General features: G+C 58.8%; 27 protein-coding genes. 15 read left to right on the top strand and 12 right to left on the bottom strand.

Features of this window, described 5'->3' with window-relative positions:
• Positions 1 to 35: 35 nt before the first annotated feature.
• From M2447_RS06070 to M2447_RS06055, 4 genes are all read left to right on the top strand, one after another.
• Complete coding sequence (locus tag M2447_RS06070; RefSeq protein ID WP_277557828.1) at positions 36 to 1,598, top strand: sulfatase; 1,563 nt, start codon at positions 36 to 38, stop codon at positions 1,596 to 1,598.
• 516 nt (positions 1,599 to 2,114) lie between these two features.
• A complete protein-coding gene (locus M2447_RS06065; RefSeq protein WP_277508845.1) occupies positions 2,115 to 2,240 on the top strand; it encodes a hypothetical protein in 126 nt (41 codons plus the stop codon).
• Positions 2,241 to 2,304: 64 nt separating this feature from the next.
• Positions 2,305 to 3,966, top strand: a complete 1,662-nt coding sequence (locus tag M2447_RS06060; protein ID WP_277557827.1) for a sodium ion-translocating decarboxylase subunit beta — start codon at positions 2,305 to 2,307, stop codon at positions 3,964 to 3,966.
• 12 nt (positions 3,967 to 3,978) lie between these two features.
• On the top strand, positions 3,979 to 4,236 hold the full coding sequence (locus M2447_RS06055) for a hypothetical protein (protein WP_277557826.1): 258 nt from the start codon (positions 3,979 to 3,981) through the stop codon (positions 4,234 to 4,236).
• 94 nt (positions 4,237 to 4,330) lie between these two features.
• On the opposite strand, the gene surE is transcribed toward M2447_RS06055, so the two are convergent.
• Positions 4,331 to 5,122 (bottom strand): 5'/3'-nucleotidase SurE, encoded by a 792-nt coding sequence (surE, locus tag M2447_RS06050; RefSeq protein ID WP_277557825.1) that lies wholly within the window; start codon positions 5,120 to 5,122, stop codon positions 4,331 to 4,333.
• 309 nt (positions 5,123 to 5,431) lie between these two features.
• On the opposite strand from surE, the gene M2447_RS06045 reads away from it, so the two are divergent.
• The gene (locus M2447_RS06045) at positions 5,432 to 5,893 is read left to right on the top strand and encodes a hypothetical protein (RefSeq protein ID WP_277557824.1); all 462 of its coding nucleotides are present in this window, start codon (positions 5,432 to 5,434) and stop codon (positions 5,891 to 5,893) included.
• 304 nt (positions 5,894 to 6,197) lie between these two features.
• Entirely contained in the window at positions 6,198 to 6,887 is a 690-nt protein-coding gene (locus tag M2447_RS06040) for a hypothetical protein (protein ID WP_277508841.1), read from the top strand.
• A gap of 256 nt (positions 6,888 to 7,143) precedes the next feature.
• Here M2447_RS06040 and M2447_RS06035 read toward each other — a convergent pair whose 3' ends face one another.
• The 3 genes from M2447_RS06035 to M2447_RS06025 form a co-directional block, all read right to left on the bottom strand.
• Complete coding sequence (locus tag M2447_RS06035) at positions 7,144 to 7,449, bottom strand: GNAT family N-acetyltransferase (protein ID WP_277557823.1); 306 nt, start codon at positions 7,447 to 7,449, stop codon at positions 7,144 to 7,146.
• A gap of 62 nt (positions 7,450 to 7,511) precedes the next feature.
• A complete protein-coding gene (locus M2447_RS06030) occupies positions 7,512 to 9,023 on the bottom strand; it encodes an MFS transporter (RefSeq protein ID WP_277508839.1) in 1,512 nt (503 codons plus the stop codon).
• Between the two features lie 54 nt (positions 9,024 to 9,077).
• Entirely contained in the window at positions 9,078 to 10,649 is a 1,572-nt protein-coding gene (locus tag M2447_RS06025) for an MFS transporter (protein WP_277557822.1), read from the bottom strand.
• A 653-nt stretch (positions 10,650 to 11,302) separates the two neighbouring features.
• On the opposite strand from M2447_RS06025, the gene M2447_RS06020 reads away from it, so the two are divergent.
• Together M2447_RS06020 and M2447_RS06015 are read left to right on the top strand one after the other, a co-directional pair.
• Positions 11,303 to 11,641 (top strand): P-II family nitrogen regulator, encoded by a 339-nt coding sequence (locus M2447_RS06020; protein ID WP_277557821.1) that lies wholly within the window; start codon positions 11,303 to 11,305, stop codon positions 11,639 to 11,641.
• A 179-nt stretch (positions 11,642 to 11,820) separates the two neighbouring features.
• Complete coding sequence (locus M2447_RS06015; RefSeq protein WP_277557820.1) at positions 11,821 to 12,159, top strand: P-II family nitrogen regulator; 339 nt, start codon at positions 11,821 to 11,823, stop codon at positions 12,157 to 12,159.
• A gap of 12 nt (positions 12,160 to 12,171) precedes the next feature.
• Here M2447_RS06015 and M2447_RS06010 read toward each other — a convergent pair whose 3' ends face one another.
• A complete protein-coding gene (locus tag M2447_RS06010) occupies positions 12,172 to 15,360 on the bottom strand; it encodes a protein kinase (RefSeq protein ID WP_277557819.1) in 3,189 nt (1,062 codons plus the stop codon).
• Positions 15,361 to 15,475: 115 nt separating this feature from the next.
• Positions 15,476 to 16,210 carry a sigma-70 family RNA polymerase sigma factor gene (locus M2447_RS06005; protein ID WP_277508833.1) on the bottom strand — a complete coding sequence of 245 codons (735 nt, stop codon included), beginning with the start codon at positions 16,208 to 16,210 and terminating at the stop codon, positions 15,476 to 15,478.
• On the opposite strand from M2447_RS06005, the gene M2447_RS06000 reads away from it, so the two are divergent.
• The 3 genes from M2447_RS06000 (at position 16,209) to M2447_RS05990 (ending at position 18,428) form a co-directional block, all read left to right on the top strand.
• A complete protein-coding gene (locus M2447_RS06000; protein WP_277557818.1) occupies positions 16,209 to 16,484 on the top strand; it encodes a hypothetical protein in 276 nt (91 codons plus the stop codon). The two genes, M2447_RS06005 and M2447_RS06000, sit on opposite strands and share 2 nt — an antisense overlap.
• 39 nt (positions 16,485 to 16,523) lie before the next feature.
• Entirely contained in the window at positions 16,524 to 17,876 is a 1,353-nt protein-coding gene (locus tag M2447_RS05995; protein ID WP_277557817.1) for an MFS transporter, read from the top strand.
• Between the two features lie 66 nt (positions 17,877 to 17,942).
• Positions 17,943 to 18,428: a hypothetical protein gene (locus M2447_RS05990; RefSeq protein ID WP_277508831.1), complete on the top strand. Its 486-nt coding sequence runs from the start codon at positions 17,943 to 17,945 to the stop codon at positions 18,426 to 18,428.
• Between the two features lie 59 nt (positions 18,429 to 18,487).
• Here the strand turns inward: M2447_RS05990 and M2447_RS05985 are convergent, their stop codons facing one another.
• Complete coding sequence (locus M2447_RS05985) at positions 18,488 to 19,249, bottom strand: sulfite exporter TauE/SafE family protein (RefSeq protein WP_277508830.1); 762 nt, start codon at positions 19,247 to 19,249, stop codon at positions 18,488 to 18,490.
• A 95-nt stretch (positions 19,250 to 19,344) separates the two neighbouring features.
• Positions 19,345 to 20,859, bottom strand: coding sequence for a phosphoglucosamine mutase (gene glmM / locus M2447_RS05980; RefSeq protein WP_277557816.1), 1,515 nt, complete (start codon positions 20,857 to 20,859; stop codon positions 19,345 to 19,347).
• Between glmM and rnhC the strand changes: the two genes are divergently transcribed.
• The 4 genes from rnhC to M2447_RS05960 all read left to right on the top strand — a co-directional run bounded on the left by rnhC (position 20,858) and on the right by M2447_RS05960 (position 24,378).
• Positions 20,858 to 21,871: a ribonuclease HIII gene (gene rnhC / locus M2447_RS05975; RefSeq protein ID WP_277557815.1), complete on the top strand. Its 1,014-nt coding sequence runs from the start codon at positions 20,858 to 20,860 to the stop codon at positions 21,869 to 21,871. The two genes, glmM and rnhC, sit on opposite strands and share 2 nt — an antisense overlap.
• A 92-nt stretch (positions 21,872 to 21,963) precedes the next feature.
• Positions 21,964 to 22,689: a hypothetical protein gene (locus M2447_RS05970; protein ID WP_277557814.1), complete on the top strand. Its 726-nt coding sequence runs from the start codon at positions 21,964 to 21,966 to the stop codon at positions 22,687 to 22,689.
• 271 nt (positions 22,690 to 22,960) lie between these two features.
• The gene (gene rpsR, locus M2447_RS05965; RefSeq protein WP_108825708.1) at positions 22,961 to 23,167 is read left to right on the top strand and encodes a 30S ribosomal protein S18; all 207 of its coding nucleotides are present in this window, start codon (positions 22,961 to 22,963) and stop codon (positions 23,165 to 23,167) included.
• A gap of 191 nt (positions 23,168 to 23,358) precedes the next feature.
• On the top strand, positions 23,359 to 24,378 hold the full coding sequence (locus M2447_RS05960) for an L-threonylcarbamoyladenylate synthase (RefSeq protein ID WP_277557813.1): 1,020 nt from the start codon (positions 23,359 to 23,361) through the stop codon (positions 24,376 to 24,378).
• On the opposite strand, the gene M2447_RS05955 is transcribed toward M2447_RS05960, so the two are convergent.
• The 4 genes from M2447_RS05955 to M2447_RS05940 all read right to left on the bottom strand — a co-directional run bounded on the left by M2447_RS05955 (position 24,347) and on the right by M2447_RS05940 (position 26,153).
• A complete protein-coding gene (locus M2447_RS05955) occupies positions 24,347 to 24,868 on the bottom strand; it encodes a hypothetical protein (protein ID WP_277557812.1) in 522 nt (173 codons plus the stop codon). The genes M2447_RS05960 and M2447_RS05955 overlap by 32 nt on opposite strands.
• Complete coding sequence (locus tag M2447_RS05950; RefSeq protein ID WP_277557811.1) at positions 24,868 to 25,344, bottom strand: DUF6714 family protein; 477 nt, start codon at positions 25,342 to 25,344, stop codon at positions 24,868 to 24,870. Before M2447_RS05950 ends, M2447_RS05955 begins: the two co-directional genes overlap by 1 nt.
• An 84-nt stretch (positions 25,345 to 25,428) precedes the next feature.
• Entirely contained in the window at positions 25,429 to 25,551 is a 123-nt protein-coding gene (locus tag M2447_RS05945) for a hypothetical protein (protein ID WP_277557810.1), read from the bottom strand.
• Complete coding sequence (locus M2447_RS05940) at positions 25,548 to 26,153, bottom strand: hypothetical protein (RefSeq protein WP_277557809.1); 606 nt, start codon at positions 26,151 to 26,153, stop codon at positions 25,548 to 25,550. The genes M2447_RS05945 and M2447_RS05940 overlap by 4 nt, the downstream gene beginning before the upstream one ends.
• Positions 26,154 to 26,459 lie beyond the last annotated feature (306 nt).

Genomic DNA, 26,459 nt, shown 5'->3' with positions numbered 1-26,459 from the left:
TGGTATCGTAAACAATCCACATCGCTTCCCTCTGCATGAACCTCAGCCGCCTCAAATACCTTGGCCTTTTGCCCTTGCTGGCATCCGTCGGCGCGCAACCGCTCAAAAGCCAGCCGCAATCGCTCGACCTGCCGCGCATCCCCAACGCGGGGACTCCGCGAAATGTTGTTTTTATATTAAGCGACGACCACCGGCACGATTTCATGGGCTTCATGAAACGCGTCCCCTGGCTTGAGACGCCCAACATGGATCGCATGGCGCGAGAAGGGGCGCATTTGCGAAACGCCTTTGTCACCACCTCGCTCTGCTCGCCAAGCCGCGCCTCGATTCTCACCGGCATGTATTCGCACCAGCACACCGTTGTGGACAACGCCGCGCCCGTGCCCGGGAACCTCGTGTTTTTCCCGCAATACCTGCAAAAAGCCGGATACCGGACTGCCTTTTTTGGCAAATGGCACATGGGAAAAGCCACCGCCGCGCCCCGCCCGGGCTTCGACCACTGGGAAAGTTTTCGCGGACAGGGGAAGTATTATGGCGTCACGCTCAACATTAACGGCAAACCGACCAAGTATGATGACAAGACATACACCACGGACCTGCTGACCGAGCACGCAATCAATTGGATGAAGGAACAGCAAAACAGCGGGCGTCCGTTTTTTGTTTATCTCTCCCACAAGGCGGTGCACAGCAACTTCTCCCCCGCCGCGCGCCACGCCGGTTGTTATGCCGGCAAGGAGGTGCCGCTTCCCCGCTCGTATAAAACCCCCAAATACGGCACGCCCGCGCTCCCCAGCACGGACGCCAAAACCGGCGCGCCCGCCGGCGGCGCGGCTTATTACGGCGAGACCATGCATCCGGACTGGTTGAAAGCGCAGCGCGAAAGCCATCACGGCGTGGATTACGCGTATCACGGCAGGCATCCGTGGAAGGACGAGGTTGTTCGCTATTGCGAAACCCTGCGCGCCCTGGATGACAGCATCGGCAGTGTGATCGCATACCTTAAGGAAGCCGGCCTGTATGAATCGACGCTTGTGATCTACATGGGCGACAACGGATTCTCCTGGGGCGAGCACGGCGTCATAGACAAGCGCCACTTTTACGAGGAATCCGTGCGCGTTCCCATGCTCGCCACCTGCCCCGAGTTGTTCCGTGACGGACAGGTTGTTGAAAACATGATCCAAAACACCGACATCGCCCCGACCATCCTTGAACTCGCCGGCCTGCAAAAACCGGGGCACATGGTGGGCTCATCATTCGTGCCCCTGCTAAAAGGCAAACAAACGCCATGGCGCGACCGCATCTTTTACGAATACTACTGGGAGTATAATCATCCCGAAACCCCGACAATGCACGGCGTGCGCACCGACAGATACAAACTCGTGCGCTATTACGGCATCTGGGACTGCAACGAGTTTTACGACCTGCAAAACGACCCCGACGAAATGCGCAACCTGATCGCCGCTCCCGAGCACCAGGCGCTCATCAAGCAGCTCACGGGGGAACTCTACGACTGGCTCGAATCGACCGGCGGCATGTCAATCCCGCTAAAGCGCACCGTGCGCCCCCATGCCGACCATCGAAACAAAGGCACGTTTTAGATCAGTTTAAATAAAGCTGAGGCTGTATCCGCGTTGGGTAGGGCGAACCGTCCCCGGTGAGCCGGTAATGTTGCGGCTCACCGGGACGGTTCGCCCTGCCTCAAATGCGACAGGATAAACCTAAAAAACTCTAAAAATTGGGATGCGTCGCCGAGCTTCAGTGACTCATGGCGACCCAACTCCGTTGCGAACGCCTCTCCTTTGTGGCGAAACCCAACCATGGTTCGGGAGCGTGCCGGGATTGTGTTCGCATGAATGCAAGATGGCCGTGACGCGGATTTGCCACTTTGCGTAGCGAGGGCGTTCACTGCCAGATAACGCGGCAAATTGCCCTGGCGTGACGCCCGCGCGTGTCAGTAGCAAAAATCAACGCTTCCAACACAATTGGTAATACCTCACTGTTTTCCATGGGAAAAAATGCATTTTCCCATTTCATCTCGTAAAAGAATAGGTCATAACTTTCTCTAATTTTCTCAAATTTTGACCTCCCAAACCTCTTTTTAAACACCGTTTTTTATGCAACCAGTCATCTATGCCGCCATTATTTATGGAATTGCAGCAGTCATAGCCATGCTTGTGGCTGTGCTTATTAGCGTGTCATTTCGCGCTTTACGTATTTTTACGGGAAAAAAGAAAGGCTGATTTACCGCACGCATCCGCGCCAATAACTCATTATGACCCGCCAATAGTTTTCATTTTTTAGACAATGCAATTTTCAGATATTCTCAACATCTTCCAAGGCATCACGACGCTCTTCGACTCGCCCTCGCACATCATGATCGGCCGCATCGGGCTGATTCTAATCGGCGGGGTGCTCGTTTATTTGGGCAAAAAGGGCACGCTCGAGCCGTTGCTCATGATTCCGATGGGGCTCGGCATGGTCGCCGTCAATGCGGGCGTGCTTTTCATGCCCAGTCAGATGGCGGAAACCGTCACCCGCGGCTCGCTCGAGTCAAACGTCGCCGAATACATTTCCATCACGACCAATGTCGAGGCGGCCTACACGGAGGACGGAAAGGTGATCGTGACCGGTCCCGAGGCCGCCGCGGCCGCGCACAATCTCGCGTTTCTCTCGCGCCCGGACAAAAAGAGCGCGGCCAACGGAGTCGACGTCACCTACTCGATCAACGGGAAACTTTTCACAACGGGCAAGAGCGCCGGCACCGCAATCGAAAGCTCCCCGATCGGCGCGAATCGCCAGGGGTTGGAGCCCTCGGCGCCCATCGGCCAGCAGCCGCGCGAGCGGGTTGAGCTTGCCTTTACCGGCGCGAACGGAGGCGAGGCGTTCAAGCAGCTCGAGACCATGCAGGCCGGCCGAGTGCAATATCTCGCCGACATGGACAAGGCGCAGTCCGGCGAAATGCCGGGCAACCTCATGATTGCGCCGCTTGTGCAGCAGCCGAAGGAATTGATGGACATGCAGCAGATCACGGCGCTGCAGCCGATCTACACGTTCGCGTTTGGCAACAGCCTGATCGCGTGTCTCGTGTTCATGGGCATTGGCGTGTTGCTCGACGTGGGCTTCCTTCTGGCTCGTCCGTTTTTGAGCATGTTCATCGCGCTGGCGTGCGAGTTTGGCACGATCATCACCTTTCCAATCGCCAAGGCGCTCGGCTTTTCCTTCGGCGAGGCCGCATCAATCGCGCTCGTCGGCTGCGCGGACGGCCCCATGGTGCTCTTCGCATCGCTCAATCTTGCCAAGCACATGTTTGTGCCGATCACGGTCGTCGCTTATCTGTATCTCGGCCTGGCCTACGGCGGATATCCCTACCTGATCCGCTTGCTCGTGCCTGCCAAGCTGCGCGGGATCAAGCTCCCGCAGCGTCCCGTCGTGAAAATCACCGCGGGTGAAAAACTCGCCTTCGCGGTGGCCGGTTGCGGCGTGCTCTGCCTGCTGTTTCCCTCGGCCGCTCCGCTTTTCCTCTCGCTCTTCCTCGGCGTCGCCGTCCGCGAGGCGGGCCTGAAAGTGTTCACGGTCATGATTGAAAACGTGTTCCTCTACGGCGCGACCATGTTCCTGGGCCTGTTGCTCGGCGTGCTTTGCGAAGCCTCGACGATTCTCAACCCGAAAGTCGTGATGCTCCTCGTGCTCGGCATCCTCGCGCTGTTGCTCTCCGGCGTCGGCGGCATCTGCGGCGGTTACATCCTCTACATCGTGAGCGGTCGCAAAATCAACCCGGTGATCGGCATCTCGGGTGTCAGTTGCGTGCCCACGACCGCGAAGGTCGCGCAAAAGGAAGTCTCCAAGGTCAATCCGAACTCGATCATTCTGCCCGAGGCGCTCGGTGCCAATATCTCCGGCGTTATCACCTCGGCGATCATCACCGGCATCTACGTGACGCTGATTCCCATCCTCGAAAAACTCTGAGGCTGATTGCGAATGACCCGCCGCACCAAAACGGCGCTTTACTGGATAATCGGAATCGCCACATCCCTCGCGGGCGTGGCGATTGTCCGTCTGGTGGCTCCACAATTTGACGCAAAACCCTCCGCGATACTCGGATCGATCGGGCACATCGTCGCGCTCGGCGGGCTTGTCGTGATCGCCTTCGGCGTGCGCCAGCGCGTGTGGGCGCAAAGCGCGGAAAACGGCGCGGAAGCCAAATCCGATTCAGAAAAACCGGACGATTCCCCGTAGGGGCGCACCTTGCGTGCGCCCTCGTATTCGAAGGACGATCTGCATGCGCAACCGCAAAGCGGGCGGGCGCGGAAGGCGCGCGCCAGGCTCGCAACTACGCCTTTTCCGGCATCCGCCCGATCTTCGTGTAATCAAGCACGGTGTGGCTGATCTGCTTCGCGGCGAGCGCGGCGCGATCCGTGAGCGGGCCGCCGGGCGGGTCGATTATTTCGCCGAGGGTGAACAGAAAACGATGCGTGCCATCGTCCGCCTGCGGGCTGAAAATCTCGGGCACAATCACGCGCGCGGGCACGGTGCGTTTCACCTCGGTGTGCGGGCGGCAAGGGTAGGGGAAGTTCAGGTTGTGCACGATGAAACTGCGCGGCGGCGTGTCGCGCGCGAGCTCGGGAATCATCCGCGCGGCATGGGCCGCGGAGTGTTTCAGTGTTTCCCCGACCTCGGGCTCGGGCGGGGTGCCGGGCTCCTTGATCTTGTCGAAAACCTCGAAGGGCAGATCCTGCGAAATCGCGATTCCCGGCAAACCGTGCAACGCGCCCTCCCACGCGCCGCCTATGGTGCCGCTCGCGAGGATGAAGCCGAGCGATGCGTTGAACCCGACGTTAAAGCCGCTGATCACCGCGTCGGGATATTCCGGCAGTATGTGCGCGAGCGCGATGTTCACGCAATCGCTCGGCGTGCCGGTGACGGTCCACGTCGGGCATCCCAGGCCGCGATCCGCCTGCTCGAGCGTGACCGGGCGATGCCGGGATTTCGACGCGCCGATCCAGCTCTGCTCGGTTTTGGGGGCGACAACCCAGAGGTCGTGACCCGCCTCGCGCAAGGCGTGCGCGATGACATGAAGAAAAGGGCAGTCGAGACTGTCGTCGTTGGTGAGAAGAAAACGCATGGTGCCAAAGCTAAAGCGTGTTTTTGCAAAAAAGAAGGCTGGAGTTTCCTCCGCGTTCGTGAGGGCGAAAAGGTCGCGGGACACTCCAGAGGTTGCGCTTGTCAATGGCTGCGGACGGCGCAATCTTTCTGTGCATGCCCTCTTGCACCGTCAAAAATCCGCCCGCTATGCGCGCTTCGCAAAACCACGATGTGCTGAAGGTTTGTTGTTTTCATAAAGGAATGTCTCGCTGTCGCAATGAGCAATGATGAAAAATTAACAAGTCTCGGATTGCCCTGTTTTTGCCTTCCCGTCCTGTAGTTCACGAAAATGAAACACTTGTATTATAGGGCTGGCGCATTTGGTTACTTTGTGTTGGTTGGGCCTTGGATAGTGATGGGGCTACTTTGTTATCCAAGGCTTTATACTCATCAAGGATATGAATGGGCTATAGTCGGATGTATTATATGGGGATTTTCTTTTATCATCTGGCTCCGCGGTTTTTTGGTGCGCATCAGCCAAGACGAATTGAAATACCGCAGTGGATGCTATAAGACGACCATCATATCTCGCTCTGACATAATCAACGTCAGGCACGGAACGGAAAAGGTGCCATTGCGATTTGGAGGCGCGATGCAGTTCAGCGCGTTGATTGTAAAATACAAAGTAGGCGAAAAAACCAAAAAATTATGCATAAATCCACTGCCATTTGGGGAGAATATTATAAAAATAATGAATATCTTGAATGGCCGACAAGCCTCCGACGACACTGATGTTGATTTTTCCCCTTAGCCGCCAGCGCGGCAACGTCGCGCGAACGCCCTGCCGCAGATCGCGCGCCCGCCGGGGAGGCAAAAGGGGGCGGGCCGAGTTTTGTTGATTTTTGAGGATTGTCAGAAGGAGGGGCGAAAAGGTCGCGGGACACTCCAGAGGTTGCGCTTGTCAATGACTGCGGACGGCGCAATCTTTCTGAGTATTCCCCCTTGCACCGTCAAAAGTCCGCCCGCTGTTATGCTATAGATTCAAAAACAGGAAACACTCTTGTTGATGATTACTAATTTAATTTATGTTACACAAAGCAATAATATATATATCCATGTCCTTGATTTCTCTTCAGGTTTGCAGGGCTAAGGAAACATGGACTGTGGAAATTGCCGCAATGGCGGCGTTGACTGGTAATCTATGTCTTTATGATTATCAAAAGCCTTCCGCTCTAGTTATTAGCGGAAGAAATTATGTCATGGAAAATGCCAAAGAGGTTAATAGGCATGTGTCAGATATGTTAGATGGTGAATATGCTGTAGTATTTCTTAAAAGAAATTTTTCAGTGCCCTTGCTTGCTGTTATGACAGAAAAAAACGATCCTGACGGATCTCTTGCATTGGTCGAAAAATATCGCCATATATTAAATGAATCCATTCAGCGAGAAACTTTAAAAACAGCCCCGGAGGACATGTCAACTAGATCAGATAATGCAAATCTCTACTTAACATCATTAATGGCAAAGAAAGAAACGGTTGATGATTATTTATATATCCGCCTAAAAGCAGGTATTAATCCCAATAACGAATATGTCATATCATTTTATTTAAATCGCAAGCAGATTGAAGAGTATATAGAAAATCCAGAAATTTGGAATTTCAGTAAGAGCATGATTGAAAAACAGGACAATCAATATATAAAATCAAATAAAATTATATTTGTAATATGTATTGTTATACCAATAATTGGTATCGGTGCTTTACTTCTGTTTAAGAAAGCAAGGTGCAAATGTGGCAACCAATAGCAACGAGTGTGCCAAGATTTTGGCCAGGAGCTATTTTATGGGAAACGCCGAGCCAGGCTCCTCGTGCAAGAGGAAGTCAAAAACGGGTCAATCCGAGACTTGTTAACAAAAACTTGAAATTGGACGGAAGGAGATGAAAAAGGGAAAGGGTGGGATTTTGTTGATTTTCTTTATCAACCGCAACGTGAGTGAATGCGGTTCGCCGGCGAGCCAACGCTATAAGACTCCTGGCGTTATCCTCCGTGACCGCTGCGTCCTACGCCAACAAATCGCCGAACTCCGCGTGGTGCAGTTCGATGAATTTTGCCACATACGAGCACTGGGGCTCGACACGGCGGCCTTGCGCACGCGCGTCGGCCAGGGCGGCGCGCACCAATTTTTCCGCCACGCCCTTGCCCCGCATTTCGGGCGGCACGAACGTGTGCGTGAAGATCATCCGGTTGGTTTGCGGCTCCAGCACATATTCGAGCACGGATGGCTCGCCCGCGTTTGGCGGCGTCAGTTCGTAGCGGGACTTGGCCGCGTTGTGCCTTACCGGTTCATGAGCATTGGTGTCATTCATGGCTCAAAACTTGCCACGCACTTGCGGCATTCGCAAATGCGCAGATCAATAAACGGATCGTGTCACGCATCCATGTCCGCCCAGCGGCGGGCCATGCGGGCGAAGATGAATAGGCCGATGGCGGAGACCACGCCGAGGATGGCGAAGGGCACCCAGACGTGGATGTTTGGCGAATAGGTCTCCCACAGCATGCGCGTGGCGGCGGGGGCGTCGAGGCCGGTGAGTTCTTGCAACTTGGCCATCGCGTCCGTGCGGGCGATGCCGAGGGTCTCCGAGAGGTTTGTCACATCGCCGTCCCAGTTTTTGCCTTCGCCGAACGGTGTTTTTTCCGCGATGTAGCGGAGGGCGAGCATGGCTTTTTCGCCATAGTGGCCGTAAACATAACCGGCCATGATCGAGCCGGCCCAGGTGCCGATGCCGGCGGGGATGTTGTTGTAACCGAGGTAGAGGCCTTTTTTGCCGGGCGGGGCGATGAGGGCGAGGTATTCGTTTTGCTTGGGGCCGACGGTCATTTCGCCGAAGGAGAAGAAGAGGATGCCGATGAGGAGCGTCCAGAGACTCATGGTCGAGCCGGCGACCAGGAGGCCGATGGTGAGCACGACCATGCCCATGAGCATGGCGCTGAGGGTGCGCATGCGGCGGGTGAGGTAGCCGACGAGAACAACGCCGCAGATGATCGAGAACGAGTTGAGCCCGAGGATGATTTGCTGGGGGATCTGCGGGCCGCGCGCCGTTTGCTCGATGAGTTTGCTTTGGATGAAATCGGGCAGGTTGGCCTGCAGCCATGCCGCCTGGGCGGAGCCGTCGACCCAGTCTGCGATGACGTTGGGCTGGAGATCCCAGAGTTGCATCATCATCGCCCAGAACCCGGACATGAGGAGCATCCAGCAAATGAGGCGCGGCTCGAAAATGTTGGCGATGGTGCGCTTGAGGACGGAGACGACGGACTCGGTCTTCGACGCGCCGGAGGGGACGTCCTTGAGCTTGACGAGGAGGATGAGGTTGAGGCCGGTGAACGCGGCGGAGGTGAGGAACACATTGCGCCAGGCTTCGGCGGAGTTGTTGCCGGCCACGAGGATGATGGTGGGGATGAAGTGGGCGACAAACGCGCCTATGTTCACGACCCAGTAGAAGAGGCTCCATCCGACCGAGGAGGTTTCCTTGGTGAGGGTGTTTGCGAGCGCGCCCTGGATGCCGGGCTTAAAAAACGCGGTGCCGCTGGCGAGCACTATGATGGAGACCAAAAACGCGGTGTAGTTGCTGACAAAGCCGACATCGCGCATGAAGCCGATCATGAGGTAGCCGACCATCATCATGGTGATGGCGAACGACAGGGTTTTTTTGTAACCAAAACGATCCGCGATGCCGCCGGTGAGGATGGGGAGCAGGGATTGAAAGAGCGCCCAGATGCCATAGATGGCGCCCTTGTCGGCGGCGGTGAGATGCAGGCCGCCGGGATTGTCGGCCTGCATAATGTAAATCGGGGCGACGACGCGCAGGTTGTAGAACGCGAGGCGTTCGCCCATTTCGATGACGTTGAGCAGCCAGAAGGTGCCGGGGAATTTCTTGAGCATGATTTGGAGCGGAAGTGGAGGAGTGGGTGCGAGGGGAGGGGAGGGAGGGATTTTTTATGCGTTCATGTCCGACCAGCGGCGGGCCATGCGGGCGAAGATGGCAAGGGCGATCACGGAAACCGCGCCAACCGCGGCGAAGGGAATCCAGACGTTGACGTTTGGCGAGTAGGTGTCCCAGAGCAGGCGCGTGGCGGTGGCGGCGTCAAGGCCGGTGAGTTCCTGCAATTTTGCCATCGCCTCGGGGCGGGCAATGCCGAGTGTTTCCTCCAGCGCCATCACGTCGCCGTTCCAGTTTTTGCCGGAGCCGAATGGTGTTTTTTCGGCGATGTAGCGGAGGGCGAGCATGGCTTTTTCGCCGTAGTGCCCGTAAACGTAACCGGCCAGCTTTGAGCCGGCAAAAATGCCGATGCCGGTGGGGATGTTAACATAGCCGAGGTAGAGGCCTTTTTTGCCGGGCGGGGCGATGAGCGCGAGGTATTCGCTTTTCTTGGGGCCGACGGTCATTTCGCCGAGCGAGAAAAACACAATGCCGAAGAGCAGCATCCAGAGGCTCATTGTCCATCCGGCGACCAGGAGGCCCACGACCACCATCGCCATGCCGATGAGCATGGCGGAGAGCGTGCGCATGCGGCGGGTGAGGTAGCCGACAAGAACAACGCCGCAGATGATTGAAAGGGAGTTGAGCCCGAGAAGGATTTGCTGGGGGATTTGCGGGCCGCGCGCGGTTTCCTCAATGAGGTTGCCGTGAATGAACGCGGGCGCGTTTTCCTGTATCCAGCGGGCCTGCGCCGAGCTGTCCACCCAGTCGGCGATGACATTGGGCTGCAGATCCCAGAGCTGATACATCATCAGCCAGAAACCGGACATGATCGCGAGCCAGCACAGGAGGCGCGGCTCGAAGACGTTTTTAAGCGTGCGCCAGAGCACGCTGAGAATCGGCTCGGTTTGCGATGCGCCGGTGGGCACGTCCTTGAGGCGGGTGAGCAAAACGAGGTTGAAGCCGGTGAAGACCGCGGACGCGAGGAAGACGTTGCGCCACGCCTCGGCGGAGTTTCCTCCCATGACGAGGAGGATCGTCGGGATAAAGTGCCCGATGAGCGCGCCGACATTGACAACCCAATAAAAAAGGCTCCAGCCGATCGATGAATTTTCCTTGGTGAGGGTGTTTGCGAGCGCGCCCTGGATGCCGGGCTTGAAGAACGCCGTGCCGGTGGCCAGCACCATGATAGACCAGAAGAAAGCGGTGTAATTGCTGACAAAATTGATGTCGCGCATGAATGCGATCAGCAGATAGCCGATCATCATCGTGGTAATCGCGCCGAAGAGTGTTTTTTTGTAGCCAAAACGGTCGGCGAGTCCGCCGGTGACGATGGGCAGCAGCGATTGGAATATCGCCCACCATGCGTAAATGGTGCCCTTGTCGGCGGCGGTCAGGTGCAGGCCGCCGGGATTGTCGGCTTGCATGATGTAGATCGGCGCGACGACGCGCAGGTTGTAGTAGGCGAGGCGCTCGCCCATCTCAATCGAGTTGAGGAGCCAGAACGTGCCTGGGAATCGCTTGCGTTTTTGGGGAAGGTCGTGGGCGGGGGCGGACGGAGCGGACTGCTCCGCATTTGTGGAGGACATGCTGGCTTGGGTTGAGGTTGGTCTTTTAAAGCGCAAGACCGTGGCGAACCAATCCGGCATGGGCAAGGGAAAGAATCCGCGAAAGCATTGCCCAAGAACGATTGTTTGACTGAAAAAGTGGTCGTGCGCGCGGGGTGAGCCCGGCGTGACCGGAACGGTTTTGCAAACCGGGGAAATTTAGGCGGCGAGACGGAATCGCGCACTTCCCTGAAAACAACTATTTGGCGGGGCAAAATTCGAAACCAATTCCGGTTTTTTGAGTCTAACATTTCGGTTGAAGCAAAAGGCACAAACAGCGCGAAGATCGATTGCCGATAGTGGTCGGAAGCAGACAGGTTGGTTGAAAGACAAAACGCCGGGCTGGAAGGCAGAGAGGTCAAGGTTCAGTAATCCCAGGCCGGCGCAAACGGACAGCACACACATGCAGAGATACAGGGATAGGCAGCCGAACCTCGCGAATTCAAAACGTGCGAAATCGCACTCACAGCCCTCTTCGATCCGCCCCTCCGGCGCATACCGGAGGGGTTGTTATTTGGGGGCGGTTTGCAAAACAGGCGAAAAAATCCCGTTTTTGAGGTCTGCGTGCTTGCGCTGGTTGGCTCGTGTGATTCCATTCAATATCTGTTCGCAGCAAAACTAGACCATTCACCATTATGAAACTCATTATTGCGATTATTAAACCGTTCAAGCTGGAGGAAGTTAAGGATGCGCTCGCCGAAATCGGCGTCGAGGGCATGACCGTCACCGAGGTCAAGGGTTTCGGGCGCCAAAAAGGCCATACCGAAATCTACCGCGGAAGTGAATACACGGTCGATTTTCTGCCCAAGGTGAAAGTCGAGATCGTGGTCACTGATGAGATCAAGGACAAGGTCGTCGCCACCATCCAGAAGTCGGCCAAGACCGGCAAGATCGGCGACGGCAAGGTGTTTGTCCTGCCTGTCGATGAGGTCGTGCGCATCCGCACCGACGAGCGCGGCGACGCGGCGGTCTGATTCTGGGGCCCTATTCATTTTTTGCGGCGCGCCCGGATATTTCCGCGCGCGCCTTTTTTGTTTTTTGCGAACTGGCGAAAGCTGGCATCAATAATGCTTTGCGCGCGAGGGAGCATGGCGCAAAATCCCTTTTTCCCGCATCCCCGCACGGTGGATTGCCAGCACAAACCCGCACAAAAATGAAATACATCATCGCAATCATCAAACCCTTCAAACTGGAGGATGTTAAGACCGCGCTCGCCGACATTGGCGTTGACGGCATGACGGTCATCGAGGCCAAGGGCTTCGGGCGTCAGAAAGGGCACACCGAAATCTATCGCGGCAGCGAATACACGGTCGATTTTCTGCCCAAGGCGAAAATCGAGATCGCCGTCAGCGACGACATGGCCGCCAAGGTTGTCAAAACCATCGAGGCCTCGGCCAAGACCGGCAAGATCGGCGATGGAAAAATCTTCGTGCTGCCTGTCGGGCAAATCACACGCATCCGCACCGGGGAGCAAGGCGACGCGGCCTTGTGATTTGCCGCGCGCTCACTGCGCCGGATCGCCCCAGTCGAGGTTGTATTTGGCGAGCGCGGCGCGCAGGTTGCGCAGATTCCAGAGGTGGACGACGCCGTCGCTTTCGTGGATCGCCAGCAGGCCCCCGTCGTGGTTGAATGCCATCTTGGGAATCTGGCTCGGCCCGCCGGGCGGTGTGAGCTTGATGACGGGTGTTTCGTAGTTGACGCCTTGATACAGCCATATGTCGCGCTGCACGGGGACGCAAAGATAGCGTCCGTCCGCGGAGAGGTTGTAGGCGAAGAGTCCGGAAAAAACGGGCGCGGTGGAAACCGGTTCGAGCGACTGAAAATCCCAGATGTGAAAACCGCGCGCGCCGCGGCTCGATGAAAAGATGCGTTTCCCATCGTGCGAGAATCGCACGAGGCCGCCTTGTCCGCCTTCGAGTTCGGTGATTTGCGTTCCGGTTTCGACGTTCCAGAGTTGAAGGCGTTTCGAGTCCGGCCGGTCGCCTTGCGCGGCGCAGGTGGTGACGAGCGTTTTGCGGTCGGCGGAGAGCGCGGCGTCCCACGCCTCGGTTTGCACCCGGATGCGGCGGGGTTTGCCCGCCGCGGGCGAGAGCGGCCAGAGCAAGGCGATTCCCTGGCTGCGATGCGTGAGGATGGCGTGTTGCGCGCTGGAGCCAAAGTCGCTGAGGGTGAATCCCTTTTCCGTCATGAGCTTGACAGGGGCGCCGAGGGGATTGTCCGCAGCGTTTGTGTCAAAGGGATAACTTGTCAGGCCGGTGTTGCGGCTGGCCACGAGCATCGAGCGTCCATCGGGCGTGAAGAGCGCCGAGGTTTCGGTTTCGGGGCCGGGGCGCAGGACCGCGGCGAGACGGTTGCGTTGCAGGTTCCAAAGGTGAACCGCCTCGCGCGTCGAGGTGACGAGCCAGCGCGAGTCGGGCGAAAAATCGACGCCGGCGGTGATGACGGACATGCTGGCGTTGCCCGGCGGGGTGAAGGTGAGACAGATGTCATCGCCGGTTGCGATTTCGAGGATGGACACCGTTGCGCTGAAATCGCCCGTGGCAAGGCGCGCGCCGTCGTTCGAGAAGCGCAGAACGGGTTCGTCGCCGTGGCCGGCCAGGGTGACGAGGCGCGTGCCGCGCTCGGAATCCCAGAGGATGATGGTCTTGTCAACCGAGGTGGACGCGAGGAGGCGTCCGTCGGGCGAGTAGGCCACGTGGTGGACGCGGTCCCGGTGGCCGCCGAGAACGCGGTCGCATTCGCCGGTGGCGGTGTTCCAGAGGTAGATGTTTGTGTCGAGGCAGGCCACGGCGAGGCGCGAGCCGTCGGGCTCCCATGCGAGTGAAATGACCCGCGCGGGATGTTGAAACGCATGCAGGACTTTTCCGGTGGCGGTGTCGCGAATCTCGGCGGTCGATGTGCTGCGGTTGGAGACGGCGAGGCGTTTGTCGGAGGAGTCGAAGGCGAGGGCGAGCGGGCCGCGGGGGAGGGGGAGGCGCGCGGTTTCGCGCCCGGCGTCGTTTATGTCGTGCAACGTGTAGCCGCCGTCGGGCAATTCGATGGCGGCGGTTTTCCCGTCGTGCGAAAACGCGCAGCCAAACCAGAATCGCGAGCTCATGTAGGGGCGGCTGCGCGGGGTGCGGTTTTCGAGCTCAAACGCGAGCCGGCGCTCGCGCGCGTCCCACACGCGAATGTGGCCGCTGTAATGGCGCGATGCGGTGTGGCGCCCGTCGGGTGAAAATTCCGAGAGCGAGATGATGGACTGGCCCGTGCCGGGAAAACGCGCGAGCTCGGAGTTGTCGGCGGTGCTTCGGAGCGAGACCTCCCGGCTGGCGGTGCAGACGGCGTAGTATTCGAGCGAGGGGGCGAAGGCGATGGCGTAGGCTTGCGAGGGGCGCGCCTCGAGGGTGCGCTCGACGCGGATGTCGGTGAGGGCGAGGAGCGCGGCGGCTTCGTTGCGGAGCTCGTCGGTGATGCGTATGGCGGCGGCCTGCCGGAGGACGTCGAGGCCGTCGAAGCGGTGGCCCGCCTTTCCCGTTTGCCGCCCGAGGCGCATTTGCATGAGGAGCGAATTGTGAAGCTGGTTCTGGGCGGATTCCTCGGCGTGGAGGGCCCGGTCGCGTTGCGCGGTAATGTCAATGGCGTAACGCACGCTGCTGATGGCAATGGTGGCGAGCAGGAGGATGATGCCGGCGGTGAGCGAGGTGACGACGGGCTGGCGGCGGCAGAAGCGCCAGAACTGGCCGGCGAGGTTGGGCGGGCTGGCCATCACGGGGCGGCCCGCGAGGTAGTTGCCGAGGTCGTCGGCGAGATCGGCGGCGCTGTTGTAGCGCTCGGCGGGGTTGTGCGCGAGGCACTTCATGCAGAGCGTGCCGAGGTCGCGGGGGATGGCGGGATTGAGCGTGCGGGGCTGGGGAGGCGGGCCTTTGGAGAGGTTGTCGATGACATCAAGCGGGGTCTTGCCGATGGCGGGCGGGCGGCCGGTGAGCAGTTCGTAGAGAATTGCGCCGAGGCCGTAGATGTCGGCGGCGAGGGTGATCTCGCCGGAGGTGCCCTTGACGAGCTCGGGCGCGAGGTAGTTTGGCGTGCCGATGGCCGTGGTGTGGCATGCGTCGTCGCCGTCGGCGTTCATGAATTTCGCGATGCCGAAGTCGGCGATGTAGGGTTCGCCGTTGGCGTCGAGAAGTATGTTGCCCGGCTTGAGGTCGCGGTGGATGACGCCGCGCTGGTGGGCGTAAAACACGGCGCGCGCGAGTTTGGCGACGAGCCGGGCGGTGTCGCGGGGTTTGCCGCGATAGGCGTCCATATTTTTCGCGAGCGAGCCGCGCTCGGCGAGTTTCATGCTGAAGTAGGGGATGCCTTCGTGCTGGCCCACCTCATACATTGGCATGATGTTCGGGTGGTCGAGGTTGGCGATGGCGCGCACTTCGATCTCGAATCGGCGGAGCATTTCCGGGGTCCGCAGCAGAAAGAGCTGGAGCATCTTGAGCGCGACGATGCGGTTCGATTCGCACTCGCGCGCGCGATATACGATGCTCATGCCGCCGTGTCCGATTTCCTCCTCCATCACGAAGTGTCCGAAGTTGCCCTGTTCGGCGGGCGAGGGAAGGGCGAAGGGGGATTGGGTGTCGACGGTTTCGTCGGTGATGTCGAGCGCGGCGTCGAGCAGGCAGACGCGGCATAGGGGCGGCATGCCGCCGACGGGGGGCGGCATCGGGTTATGGCAACGCGGGCAGGTGCTGGCGGGTGTAAAGTCCAAGGGGGGAGTGTGGCTGGTTCACCGGGGATATTGGGATTTTTCCCCGGATGGTTGCGGTTTTGTTTTGGAGTCAGGAAACGAGGGCCTGGCGCAGGTTGCGCATTTCCTCGTCGATTTCGAGCGGTGTGCCGACGGTGCCGGCGATTTCGCGTCGCAGGTGCGCGCGGAACTTTACGCGGAGGCGGTGCAGTTGCGCCTTGAAGGCCGAGGCGGTGATGCCAAGCGCGGCGCTGGCGTCGTCGTAGGACTGCGCGCTGTCGCCGGTGAGGAACGGCGCCATGATGTCGAATGCCGCGCCGTCGCCGGTCCCGGCGAACTCGGCGCGCAGATTGGCGAGCGCGTGGTCGATGACGGCGAGCGCCCACTGGCGTTCGTAGATTTTTTCGGGGGTGAGCGTGGTGGAGTCCGCGGCGTAGTGGGTTTCGGCGATGTTTTCGTCGAGCGAAAGCATGGGCGCGCCGCCGCCGCGTTTTTGGGCGTTGGCGCGGTCGCGCAGGCCGTTTTGGTAATGTTTTAATCCGCCGATGAGAAAGGTGCGGAATTTTCCGCGCGTGGGCGTGGCGTTTGCGTAGGTGCGGTTGGCGAGGAGTGACTCAAAGAAACCTTGGACGAGGTCGCGCGCGCTGTGCGGTTCGAGTCCCTGGCGGCGCGCGAAGGCGTAGAGGGGCGTCCAGTAGTTGCGGCAGAGTTGCGTGAGCGCGTCGCGCGCGCCGGGTTGCTGTGATTGCGCGGCGGCGTAAACAACATTCCACTGGGTCGTGGCGAAAACTGCGCAAGTGGGGTTGTTTGAGTGAGGTGATTGCATGAAGTCGCAAAGATTATTTTTATGTAACAGCGCATTTGTTACGGGAGTGAGTTGTTTCATGAAAGCTATTTTCGCAAAAAATATAAATATGGCGGACGGCTCGCGTCCGCATCCGCGGTTCAAAAACATTTTTCAGGCGCGCCGCTTTGTTTGCCCCTTCTGCTGTTGTTCTCGCGGCATGTCATTCCGCGATGTCGCCATGCGCGTTACGGAGCGCCGGCCGGAAGCGCGCTTACGCGCGTTGTTTTTCGGCGGATGGGAAAATAATGGCTAGCAGTTTTGGGGGCGCGGGGGCATGGTTCGCGGTTTATTTATGAGCTTCACGCCCGCAACGCTTCCGAACGGAAAACCCATTAACGAACGTCTCACGTTGTTCGTGCTGGCGGCGGTGCAGTTCACGCACATCCTCGATTTTATGATCATGCAGCCGCTCGGCTCGCGGCTGATGGCGGTGTTTTCAATCACGCCGGGGCAGTTCACGAGACTGGTCGCCGTTTACGGGCTCGCGGCGGCGGTCTCGGGGTTTCTGGCGGGTTTTGTGCTCGATCGTGTGAATCGCAAGCACGCGCTGCTCACGCTTTACGGCGGGTTTGCGCTGTCCACGTTGTGCTGCGCGCTGGCGCCGACGTATTGGGCGCTGCTTGCGGCGCGTTGCGCGGCGGGCGCCTTTGGCGGCGTGGCGAGCTCGGTGGTCGTGGCGATGGTGGGCGACATCATACCGCCGGAGCAGCGCGGGCGCGCGATGGCCATTGTGGGCGCGGCGTTTCCGCTGGCGTCGATCATGGGCATTCCGCTCGGACTCAAGCTCACGGGGGCGTTTGAGTGGCACGCGCCGTTTTTCATGCTCGTGGGGATGAGCGCGATCGTGTTTGGCGTGGGTGTGAAAACCCTGCCGTCGATCCAGGCGTTTGCGCCGGCGTCGAATCCGTGGGGGCAAATGCGCGACATCGTCACGCACCCGGTTCACAGGCGCTGTTTCGTGCTGACGATCGCGCTGGTTTTTGGCGGCGCGTCGGTGATCCCGCTCATGGCTCCCGCGATGGTGGCCAATGCCGGCATCCCCGAGGACGACTTGTTTCTCATCTACCTGTGCGGCGGCGCGGTGACGTTCATGACCACGCCGCTCATCGGCCGCTGGACGGATCGTTGCGACAAGGTGCGGCTGATTGGGGTTTTTTCGGCCATCGCCATCTGCGCGGTGGTGCTTCTCACGAACCTGCCGCGCGTGTCGCTGGTGCCGGCGTTGATGGCGGCGACGTTTTTCACAACGACGATGTCGTCGCGCTTCGGCCCGACGATGGCGATGATCGCCAACGCCGTCGAGGCGCGCTATCGCGGAGGTTTCATGAGCGTGAACGCGGCGGTGCAGCAGGCGGGCGGCGGACTCGCGACGATGTGCGCGGGATTGCTTGTTTCGAGCGACCCGGAGACGGGTCGCCTCGTCGGGTATTCGTATGTCGGCATCATGTCGGTGTTTTTCATGGGCGTCACCTACTTGCTGGCGCGACGCCTGGCCTCCGCCGCACCGTGGGCCGCGCGGCCGGGGCAGCACAAGGGGCCCGTCGTGATGGGCGCGGGCACGCTTCTGAACCGCCTCGCGAGCGCCGCCGATGCGCGCTCCGCCGCAAATAATCAAAATGCGGACGATGCAGGCGGGCGGCCATAGCGCGAAGCCGCGCCGCGGGGCGTTACTCGGGATTGACGCGCGAGGGTTTCGCAAAATGCTCGGGGCATGAACATCACTCTTACCCGCAAGGAATTCAGGCGGTTGGTCGAACTCGTTTACATGGGCGAAAATGTTGTGCTCGAGGCTGGTGATAATGCCGGGGCGGGCGGCGGGCGTTACGGCGAGCTTGTTCAAAAAATTTACAAACTCGCCGCGCAAAAAGGTGCCTGTCCGAACTATGTGGAGGCGGATGAGGAGGTGGAGGATTTTTATCACCCGTCAATGGACCTCGAGGCGGATTCGCCGGCGGCGACGACGCTCGAACAATATGAGAACGCCATTTTTTGGGACGAGCTGATTTCGCGGCTCGCCGAGCGCGACGCCGAGCGCGAGCAATTGCGCAATCCGTCGTTGGTGCCGGAAAATCCCGATGAGGCGCTCGAACGCCAGCTCACCCGCGAGGGCCAGCTCGAGAAACGCTATCGCGCGGAGTTCGTGAAAAACGATTTGGGCAATTTGTTCGTGATGTTCGGCTCGGACAGGCTTTCGTAGGAACTGCGAGCGGGCTGTTTCCCGGAGGGCGCGATGCCCCCGGTCGGCGGAGGATCGCCCTATCGCAACAGCAGGTTCAGCCCGGCGAGCGCGCCGAGCGCGAGAGTCGCGTTCTCGAAAATCTTTTGGTTGATGCGGCCAAGCATCCACCGGCCCGCCACGGCGCCGGCCAGCACCGCGGGGATGAGCACGGCGTTGAACTTGAGCGAATCAAAATTAATCAGTCCGAGCGACACCATGAAGGGCACCTTGAACCAGTTCAGGATCATAAAAAACACGGCGTGGGTGCCGACAAATTCCATCTTGGGCAGGCGCATCGTCAGAAAATAAATCACGGCGAGCGGACCGGCGGCGTTGGCGATGAGCGTGGTGAATCCGGCGAGCACGCCGATCATCGGCGCAAACCAGACGGGCAGGGCGGGCTCATCGGTGATGCCCGCCGCCGAGCGCCGCGACGCCTGCCGTCGCCGCCAGATGTGCATTGCCGTGAGCGCGACGATGATCGCGCCCGTGAGCAGGCGCGCCTGTGCGTCGTCGATGCGTCCCATCGCGAGCCAGCCTGCAAACACGCCGAGCGCGGCCCATGGAAAAAGTTTCCAGAAATGCGTCCAGCGCATGTGCCTCCGGTATGCGATCACGGCGATGGTGTCGCCGATGATAAGCAGCGGCAGCACGATTCCCGACGCCTGTTTGGTGCTCGGCAGCACGCTCGCAAAAATCGCGACAAACAAAATGCCGAGCCCGGCGATTCCGGTCTTGGAGAAACCAACGAGGAGCGCGGCAAAAACAACCGCGAGCCATTGCCAAAGATCGAGTGTCATGGATGCAAAAAGTGAGGAAATAAAGCGGGGCTCATCGCGCGGTTGGCAAGTTCGCCCCTGAAAAACATGGCAGCCGCGGAACGCGTGCGCGAGCCTTACGCCGTTGTTTCCAGTTCGCTTCGCGCGGCGGCCTCGAGCGTTTCGGCGCCGGCGCGCACAATCGCGTCCGACGGGCCTTCGACGAGGAGGCGCAGTTTGGCCTCGGTGCCGGAGTAGCGGACGAGCACGCGGCCCCTGTCCCCGAGTTCGTGCTCAAGCGCGCCGATGGCGGCTGAAAGTTTTGGGAGCCGGGCGAGCGGGATTTTTTCGCGCACGCGAAGGTTGATTGTCGCTTGCGGAAATTTTTTCAACCCTTGGCGCAGTTCGGAAAGCGGTTTGCCTGTGGCGAGCATTACCTCGAGGACTTTGAGCGCGGCGAGCAGTCCGTCGCCGGTCGAGGAAATTTCGGAATAAATAATATGGCCGGACGATTCGCCGCCGAGCGTGGCGCCGGTTTCCCGCATTTTTTCCGCCACGTAACGGTCGCCGACATTGGAGCGCGCGACTTTGCCCCCGGCGGCGCGGACGGCGGCGTCGACGCCGAGGTTGCTGTGCACGGTGACGACAAGCGTGCCGGCGGCGAGCTTGCCCTGCCGGAGCGCGTGGAGGGCGAGCAGCGTGAGGATTTCGTCGCCGTCCAAAACCTCCCCGCGCTCGTCGCAGAGGACGCAGCGGTCGCCGTCGCCGTCGTGCGCGATGCCGAGCCGCGCGCCGGTCTCGCGCACGCGCGCGGCGAGTGGTTGCGGATGCTCGCTGCCGACGCCGGCGTTGATATTTCGGCCGTCGGGCTCGTTGCCCAGCAATGTGAGTTTTGCGCCCAGCGAGGCGAGTATGCTCGGGCTGGTGACACAGGTCGCGCCATTGGCGGTGTCGAGGACGACGGACCATCCGTCGAGTGCGCGCGCGGGAAGGACCGACGCCATTTTGTCCAAATACGCGCGCAGTTCCCCGATGGCGGGCGGTGGTTGTGTTTGCGGGGCGCCTTGCCGCGATGCGAAACGGGCCAGGGCGTCGCGGGCGGTGGCTTCGTCGCCGAGCAGTGATTCGATTTCGACTTCCTGCGCATCGGTGAGTTTGAGGCCGGAGGCGTTGAAAAATTTAATGCCGTTGTCCGTGGCGGGGTTGTGCGAGGCCGTGACCATGATGCCGAGCGAGGCGCCCTCGGCGACGACGGCCATCGCAAGCGCGGGGGTGGGGATGACGTCGAGAATGACCGGTTCCATGCCCGCCGAGGCGAGTCCGGCGGCGACGGCTTTCTGCAGCGGCGGACCCGACTCGCGCGTGTCGCGCCCGATGAGCACTCTTCCGGTTTTTGCGAAGCGCGCGGCGGCGATGCCAAGGCGCGCGGCAAAGATTTCGTTGATCACCGGCCCGCCGAAGGGGCCGCGAACTCCGTCGGTGCCGAAATATTGGCGCTGGATTTGCGACATAAGCGGTGGATCAAAAGTGAAAAGTTGCTCATGCGAAAAGCATAATCTTGCGGCGCGTCCGCGTCCGGGCGCGTTTAGCCGCGGCAGCGAATTGATTTTTCTGCTCGTGATTTCGCGGGAATTTTGCGGCCTATAGTTCATGGCAAAAAAGAAACCCTCAAAAGACGAGGAACCGAAGAAACTCAGCAGTTACACAATCAAGCTCGACGACGCGCAGATGGAAAAACTGCGCGCCTACTGCGAGCGCCGCCTGTGGCTGTCGTTCGAGGTCGCGTATTCGCGTTTTGCCTACAAGGCCGACCACCTGAAACTCAACGTCACCGCCTACACGAGCGGCAAGGTCGTCATTGCGGGGAAGGGCACGGAGGATTTTGTGCGCGACGTGATCGAGCCGGAAATCACCGGCGCGGCCAAGCTCGGCTACGACGAGGTGCTGCACCCCGACTGGTTCGAGCCTCACGCCGGCCTCGACGAGAGCGGCAAGGGTGACTTTTTCGGCCCCGTGATCACTGCGACGGTCATTGCCGACAAGGCGGCCATCGAGTCATGGATCAAGGAGGGGGTGCGCGATTCCAAAAAAGTTGCCGACACCAAAATCGTCAAACTCGACGAGATTATCCGCAAAACACCGGGCGTGGTCGTGGAGGTGTTCGCGTGGGAATACATGACAAAATACAACGAGCTCATGATGCGTCCTCGCGCGAATCTGAACCTGCTTCTCGCCTGGCAGCACGCGCGGGGCTTGATTGCCGCGCTTGCCAAGAAAAAAGTGCCGTGGGGTTTGCTCGACCAGTTCAGCGAGCAGCCGCTCGTGCAACGCGAATTGAAAAAGAAGAATCTGAAGGGGTTCGAATTGCGCATGCGCACGAAGGCGGAGGAGGACCCGGTCGTCGCCGCCGCGTCGATTTGCGCGCGCGCGGAATACGTGCGGCAGATGCAAAAACTTTCAAAGCGTTTTGGCGCAAAACTGCAAAAAGGCGCGGGCCCCCTTGTGAAAAAACAGGCGACGGAAATCATCGAGCGTTTTGGCGCGCGCGCCTTGGGCGAGTTCGGCAAGCTGCATTTCCGCACAGCCTACGAAGTTGTCTCCGCCGCGGGGAAACTGAACGAGCTGTCCCTGCCGGTGCCAAAGGATAAATTCGTGCGGGAATGAGGGAAGAACCGCAGTTTTTTCGGGCGGCCGCTTTTGGTCATTAATATTCCCCCGAGTTGCGCGTGTTAATTGCGTGCAACCACATTAATTCCATGACCGCTCCATTTCCTGAAAAAAGCCCTTTTCTTCGCAAAATATCGAGGTTCCGCTGGATCACCTACATTTTTGTGATCGCCGCGTTTGCGTTATACACGCGCACGGTTCCGGTGCGAGTCACGGTTATTCCCGTTGCGCTTCACAACGATGACTATCTGCCGCTTTGCGACTTTGGCCCTCCAACGTCATGCGCGTTTGGGCATGAGACCGTGGTTGCCGCCGGCGCGGGCAAGGGCAATGAGGCGCTTGCCTGCACGACATGCGGTTTTAGTTACGGTGAAAGAGCGGGCTCCAGATGGGTTCGCACGGTTCGCCACGGCGAGCCGATGTCGGGGGCATTTTATACATTTTCCGATTTGATCGCGAACGCGCCGCTGCCAGGGGACAAGGTGCGAAGGGAGAATGTCATCTATGAGCAAACGGTATCGCATCCAATGATTCGCGCTGAGTCTTGCATTTATGCGACGGATGAAACGCGCGATGCGGTTGTTTCCAAAATGCGGGCATATTTTCAGTCGCGGGGCATTGCATTGACTCCGGTGAACAATCGCAGTGGCTCGTATTCCGCATATGGAAGATGCGGCTTTTTTCATGTGACTTTGGCAATCTGGCGCGACCAGCAACAGCTCACACATGTGGAGCTCGCCACGCATGCGTATTTTGAGGACAGATACAATGAGATTATTGATAAAGCGCTCAATCGCCACCGTTACCGGAATTGACACCCGAATACACGCCAAGGAAACCGCCCCTGTGACCAACCCGCCACGAAAACCAAAGGCATAAGGGCATGCGGGACGCGCTGCGCCTCGTCCCCGTGACTTGGTTTCGAGACCGGAGGCCGGCAGCCCGCCAACCGCCGCTTGGTTTGGAAGCAACGCCTCATTCATCGAAAATATTTGAGATGAGTTGACCGTCGCCTGCCAAAAAAACGCTTAAAATCGCCTGTTGACAGCGGGGATTCAGCGCCTATCTATTCACATTCTTTTTCAAATGAGCACGACAGAACAGCCCGACGCACCACAACAACAGAGCCTCACGCCGGAGAACTTTCCCTTCACCGCGCCGCAGCTTATGAACCGCTTTGTCTCCGACACGGGCAAGATTCTCCCGCGCAAGTGGACGCACCTCACCGCCAAGCAGCAGCGCCGCATCACGAAGACCATCAAGCGCTCGCGCAACATGCTCCTCGCCCAGTAAGGCAGGCCATCGTTCCGCGCAACAACCTTTCCAAGGCCGGATGCTTCCGGCCTTTTTTGTGCCCTCTGGAGAGAAGAACTGAAGAGATGGAAGCCTGAAGGTTGAAAATCAGAAAACCAAGGGCCGGAGTGCCGGTTTCGAGCGAAGCGACAGTCAGCCACTCTTAAACTTAAAACCTAAACTTTTCCCCGATGCCTTTCCTCAAAACCCGCATCTATCGCGGCACGCCGCGCAACCTTGCCATGCTTGCGTCGGCTCTTCAACGCGGCGAGCTCGTCGCCGTGCCCACCGAAACGGTTTACGGGCTCGCGGGCAATGCGTTCTCCACTGATGCCTGCGCCGCCATTTTTCGCGCCAAGGGCCGCCCCGCAAACGATCCCCTCATTGTTCACATCCACGACCTCGCGCAACTCGATCAACTCGCGCACCGCAATCCCGCCGTGGAAAAACTCGCCCGCGCCTTCTGGCCCGGCCCGCTCACGCTCGTCCTCCCGAAAAAGGACACCGTGCCCGACCTCGCCACCTCCGGACTGCCGAGCGTTGCCGTTCGCATGCCCGCGCATCCGCTCTTCCGCGCGCTCCTCAAAAAGTGCGGCCTGCCGCTCGTCGCCCCGAGCGCAAACCCCTTCGGTTACATCAGCCCCACCTGCGCGGCGCATGTGCGCGACGGTTTGCGTGGAAAAATTCGTCATATCCTAAACGGCGGTGATTGCGACATCGGGCTCGAATCGACTATTGTCGACCTGCGCGGTCCGCGCTGCCCGAAAATTCTGCGCCCCGGAAAAATCGGCGCCGCTGAAATCGCCCGCGTCCTTCGCGTGCCCGTGACCGCGGCTGCAAAAAAACGCCCCGCCAAAACCGCCCGCGCCGAACTCGCCCCGGGAATGTTGAGCAAACACTACAGCCCGAAAACCCCCGTTGTGCTGCACGCCCGCATCACGCCCGCGCTTATCGCCCGCATTCCCAAGAACGAAGCCGTTCTCCCGCTCTTCGCCTCCGAAAAACTCCGGGACGAAAACATCTTTCCGCTCTCTGAGAAACAAGACCTGGGCGAAGCCGCGCATAACCTCTTCGCCGCCCTGCGAGCCCTCGACGGTCCGGAAAAAATTTGGAAAAGAATCCACGCCGAGCTTGCCCCTGCCAGTCCCGCGTTAAAAGACCGCGCCCTCGCCGCCGCCCTCAACGACCGCCTGACCCGCGCGGCGGCGTAGGGATGACCGGAGTCTTTGGAAGAATGTCCGAATCCACGGCATCTACTGCATCCATCACCTTTTTTGTCCACCGCTCATCATGCGGGCTGACGACAATCACGCGAAAGCCGTGATCCCGTCCCTCCATCAAAACGCCTTCGGAATCATCAATGTGCAAATCTATGCCAAATGCAGGCGGGAACTTTGATGGCATGCGAATAAACCGGTGTTTGCTCAAATTGCGCCGATGTCGTTCGTCGTTGATTACTCCATCAATTCGAATGCCATACAAAAACATCCACAAGCGAATGCCAAATGGTGTGCGGCCTGATGAAGTATAAATCCAAATGCTACATCCGCGACGGCGCAGCCCGGCCATCAGTGAACAAGTGCCTCGACGAAGAGGCTCGCCAAACCAACGGTGAACGAAGACTGGAAAGCGTCGGGGTTCCGTCGGCGTGTTCGGGGCGTGGATGACCAAAGTGTCATCAATATCGAAAGAAATACGCATCAGGTATCCGAGTTAAACGGGTTCTTGATCCAATATTCCTCCAAGACCTGACAGGCGGCAGCCGCGAAACCCGATTCGCAGTCAAACGCCAGAAACTCCAACACGCTGACCACAGTCCGCCGTTGCTGGTCGTTGAGCGTGTTGAAACGCGCTGGAATCCTGTCTGGTGGCCGAAGATTGCCGAGACAGGCATGAATTACGAGCGATTCGCCGCAGGACATGTGTCGAATTGAATATGCAAGGAAAGCAGGCAAATAGAAGCGCCAAGAATCGGTGTCGAGATGCGTGAATCCCCAATGGAAGGCCTCCAGATCGCCATCAGGAATATTACGCCAGTCAGCTGGCACGATATCCGGGGGAGGTGTGTTATATGAGTCAATCTCGTCGCCCTGTCGCAAGGAAAGTGTTGCATGTGTTGCGCACACAGGAAACGCATCCGAAATTGAGTCAAGAAGCCTTGTCTGCTTGGAACGCATGAAGATGCCTATCCATGACTCCGGAAAAACAGCCTGCCAAGTTTCAAAATGATGCGGGCTGCTTTTGCGCTTCGGGATTGCGCACTATTCCACCAGCACCGGCTCGGGGCAGTTTAATGCGGCGGCGATGGCGCGCAAGATTTCCTGTTCCTCGCGGTTTATCATGCCGTCGTGCGCGGCTGCCTGTGCGGGCGCCGTTAAAGTCACCAAAATTTCCACCACGGTTTCGGCTTCGCTTGCGCAGATGGAGTATCCCACACTGACAAATCAGGGCCATAGATGAACTCCCGTGAATCAAGATTGAACGCAAACTGCTCCTCGTTGTTCTCGTCACCATTGTAATCAACGACTGCCATGCCCGAAAGTATGCGACCTTCGATTTTCATGTTGTAGATAGCATCAAGGGCAATGCGTTTACTTGTCCAAATTTCCTGGCCATTTTCAATGATGCGTAAACAAACATCTGCCGCAATGAAATGATTCCTTTCTGGATCGTATGCAATCTCTTCACCGAAAATGCCTGAGTATTGGTTCATTAACATTCTGCGTGACGCATCAATGAGATATGCATTTCCGCCAGCGACGATTAAAAAACGGTCAGGCTCTACAAGCTTAATGACACGCATTGATGAAGAAAACCCACACGCAAATTTTCCTATCCACTCAAGGATACCATCTTTATCACTAAAGAGCACCCAAAGTGTATTCCCATGATCGTGGCCAAATAGAATCTCATCGAACGCTCCTGATGGCGGCTTCTCATGGACGATCACGGCAGTATCAATGGGGGTTTTTGTCTCGATGCTCATTTGTGTAAAACAGTGTTATCAATTTTTTCGAAATAAAGGGACATCGAATGAAGCCCAACGGGCTTCCGCCTCTTAGCCCAGGGTTGCGAGCGCGGCGAACTATTCTGGGAATGATAAACACAATAAACAACTCCAACGGGGTTGTGGCCTGATTGGCCGGCGGGCGTTTTCAGAGGATGCAACCCCTTCAGGGTTGTGCTTTCTTTTTCATGACACCCAGGGTAGGCGCTTGCAGCTCGCGCCAACCCTGGGCTAAGGGACTCATCCCCGTTGGGGATGCGCAAGCGGCCATTCCGTGTTTTCATG

It is taken from the genome of Ereboglobus sp. PH5-10, from assembly GCF_029504735.1.
Classification (GTDB): domain Bacteria; phylum Verrucomicrobiota; class Verrucomicrobiia; order Opitutales; family Opitutaceae; genus Ereboglobus.
Note: the sequence above shows the minus strand (reverse complement) of the source record. Positions and strands in the feature narration are given on the sequence as shown.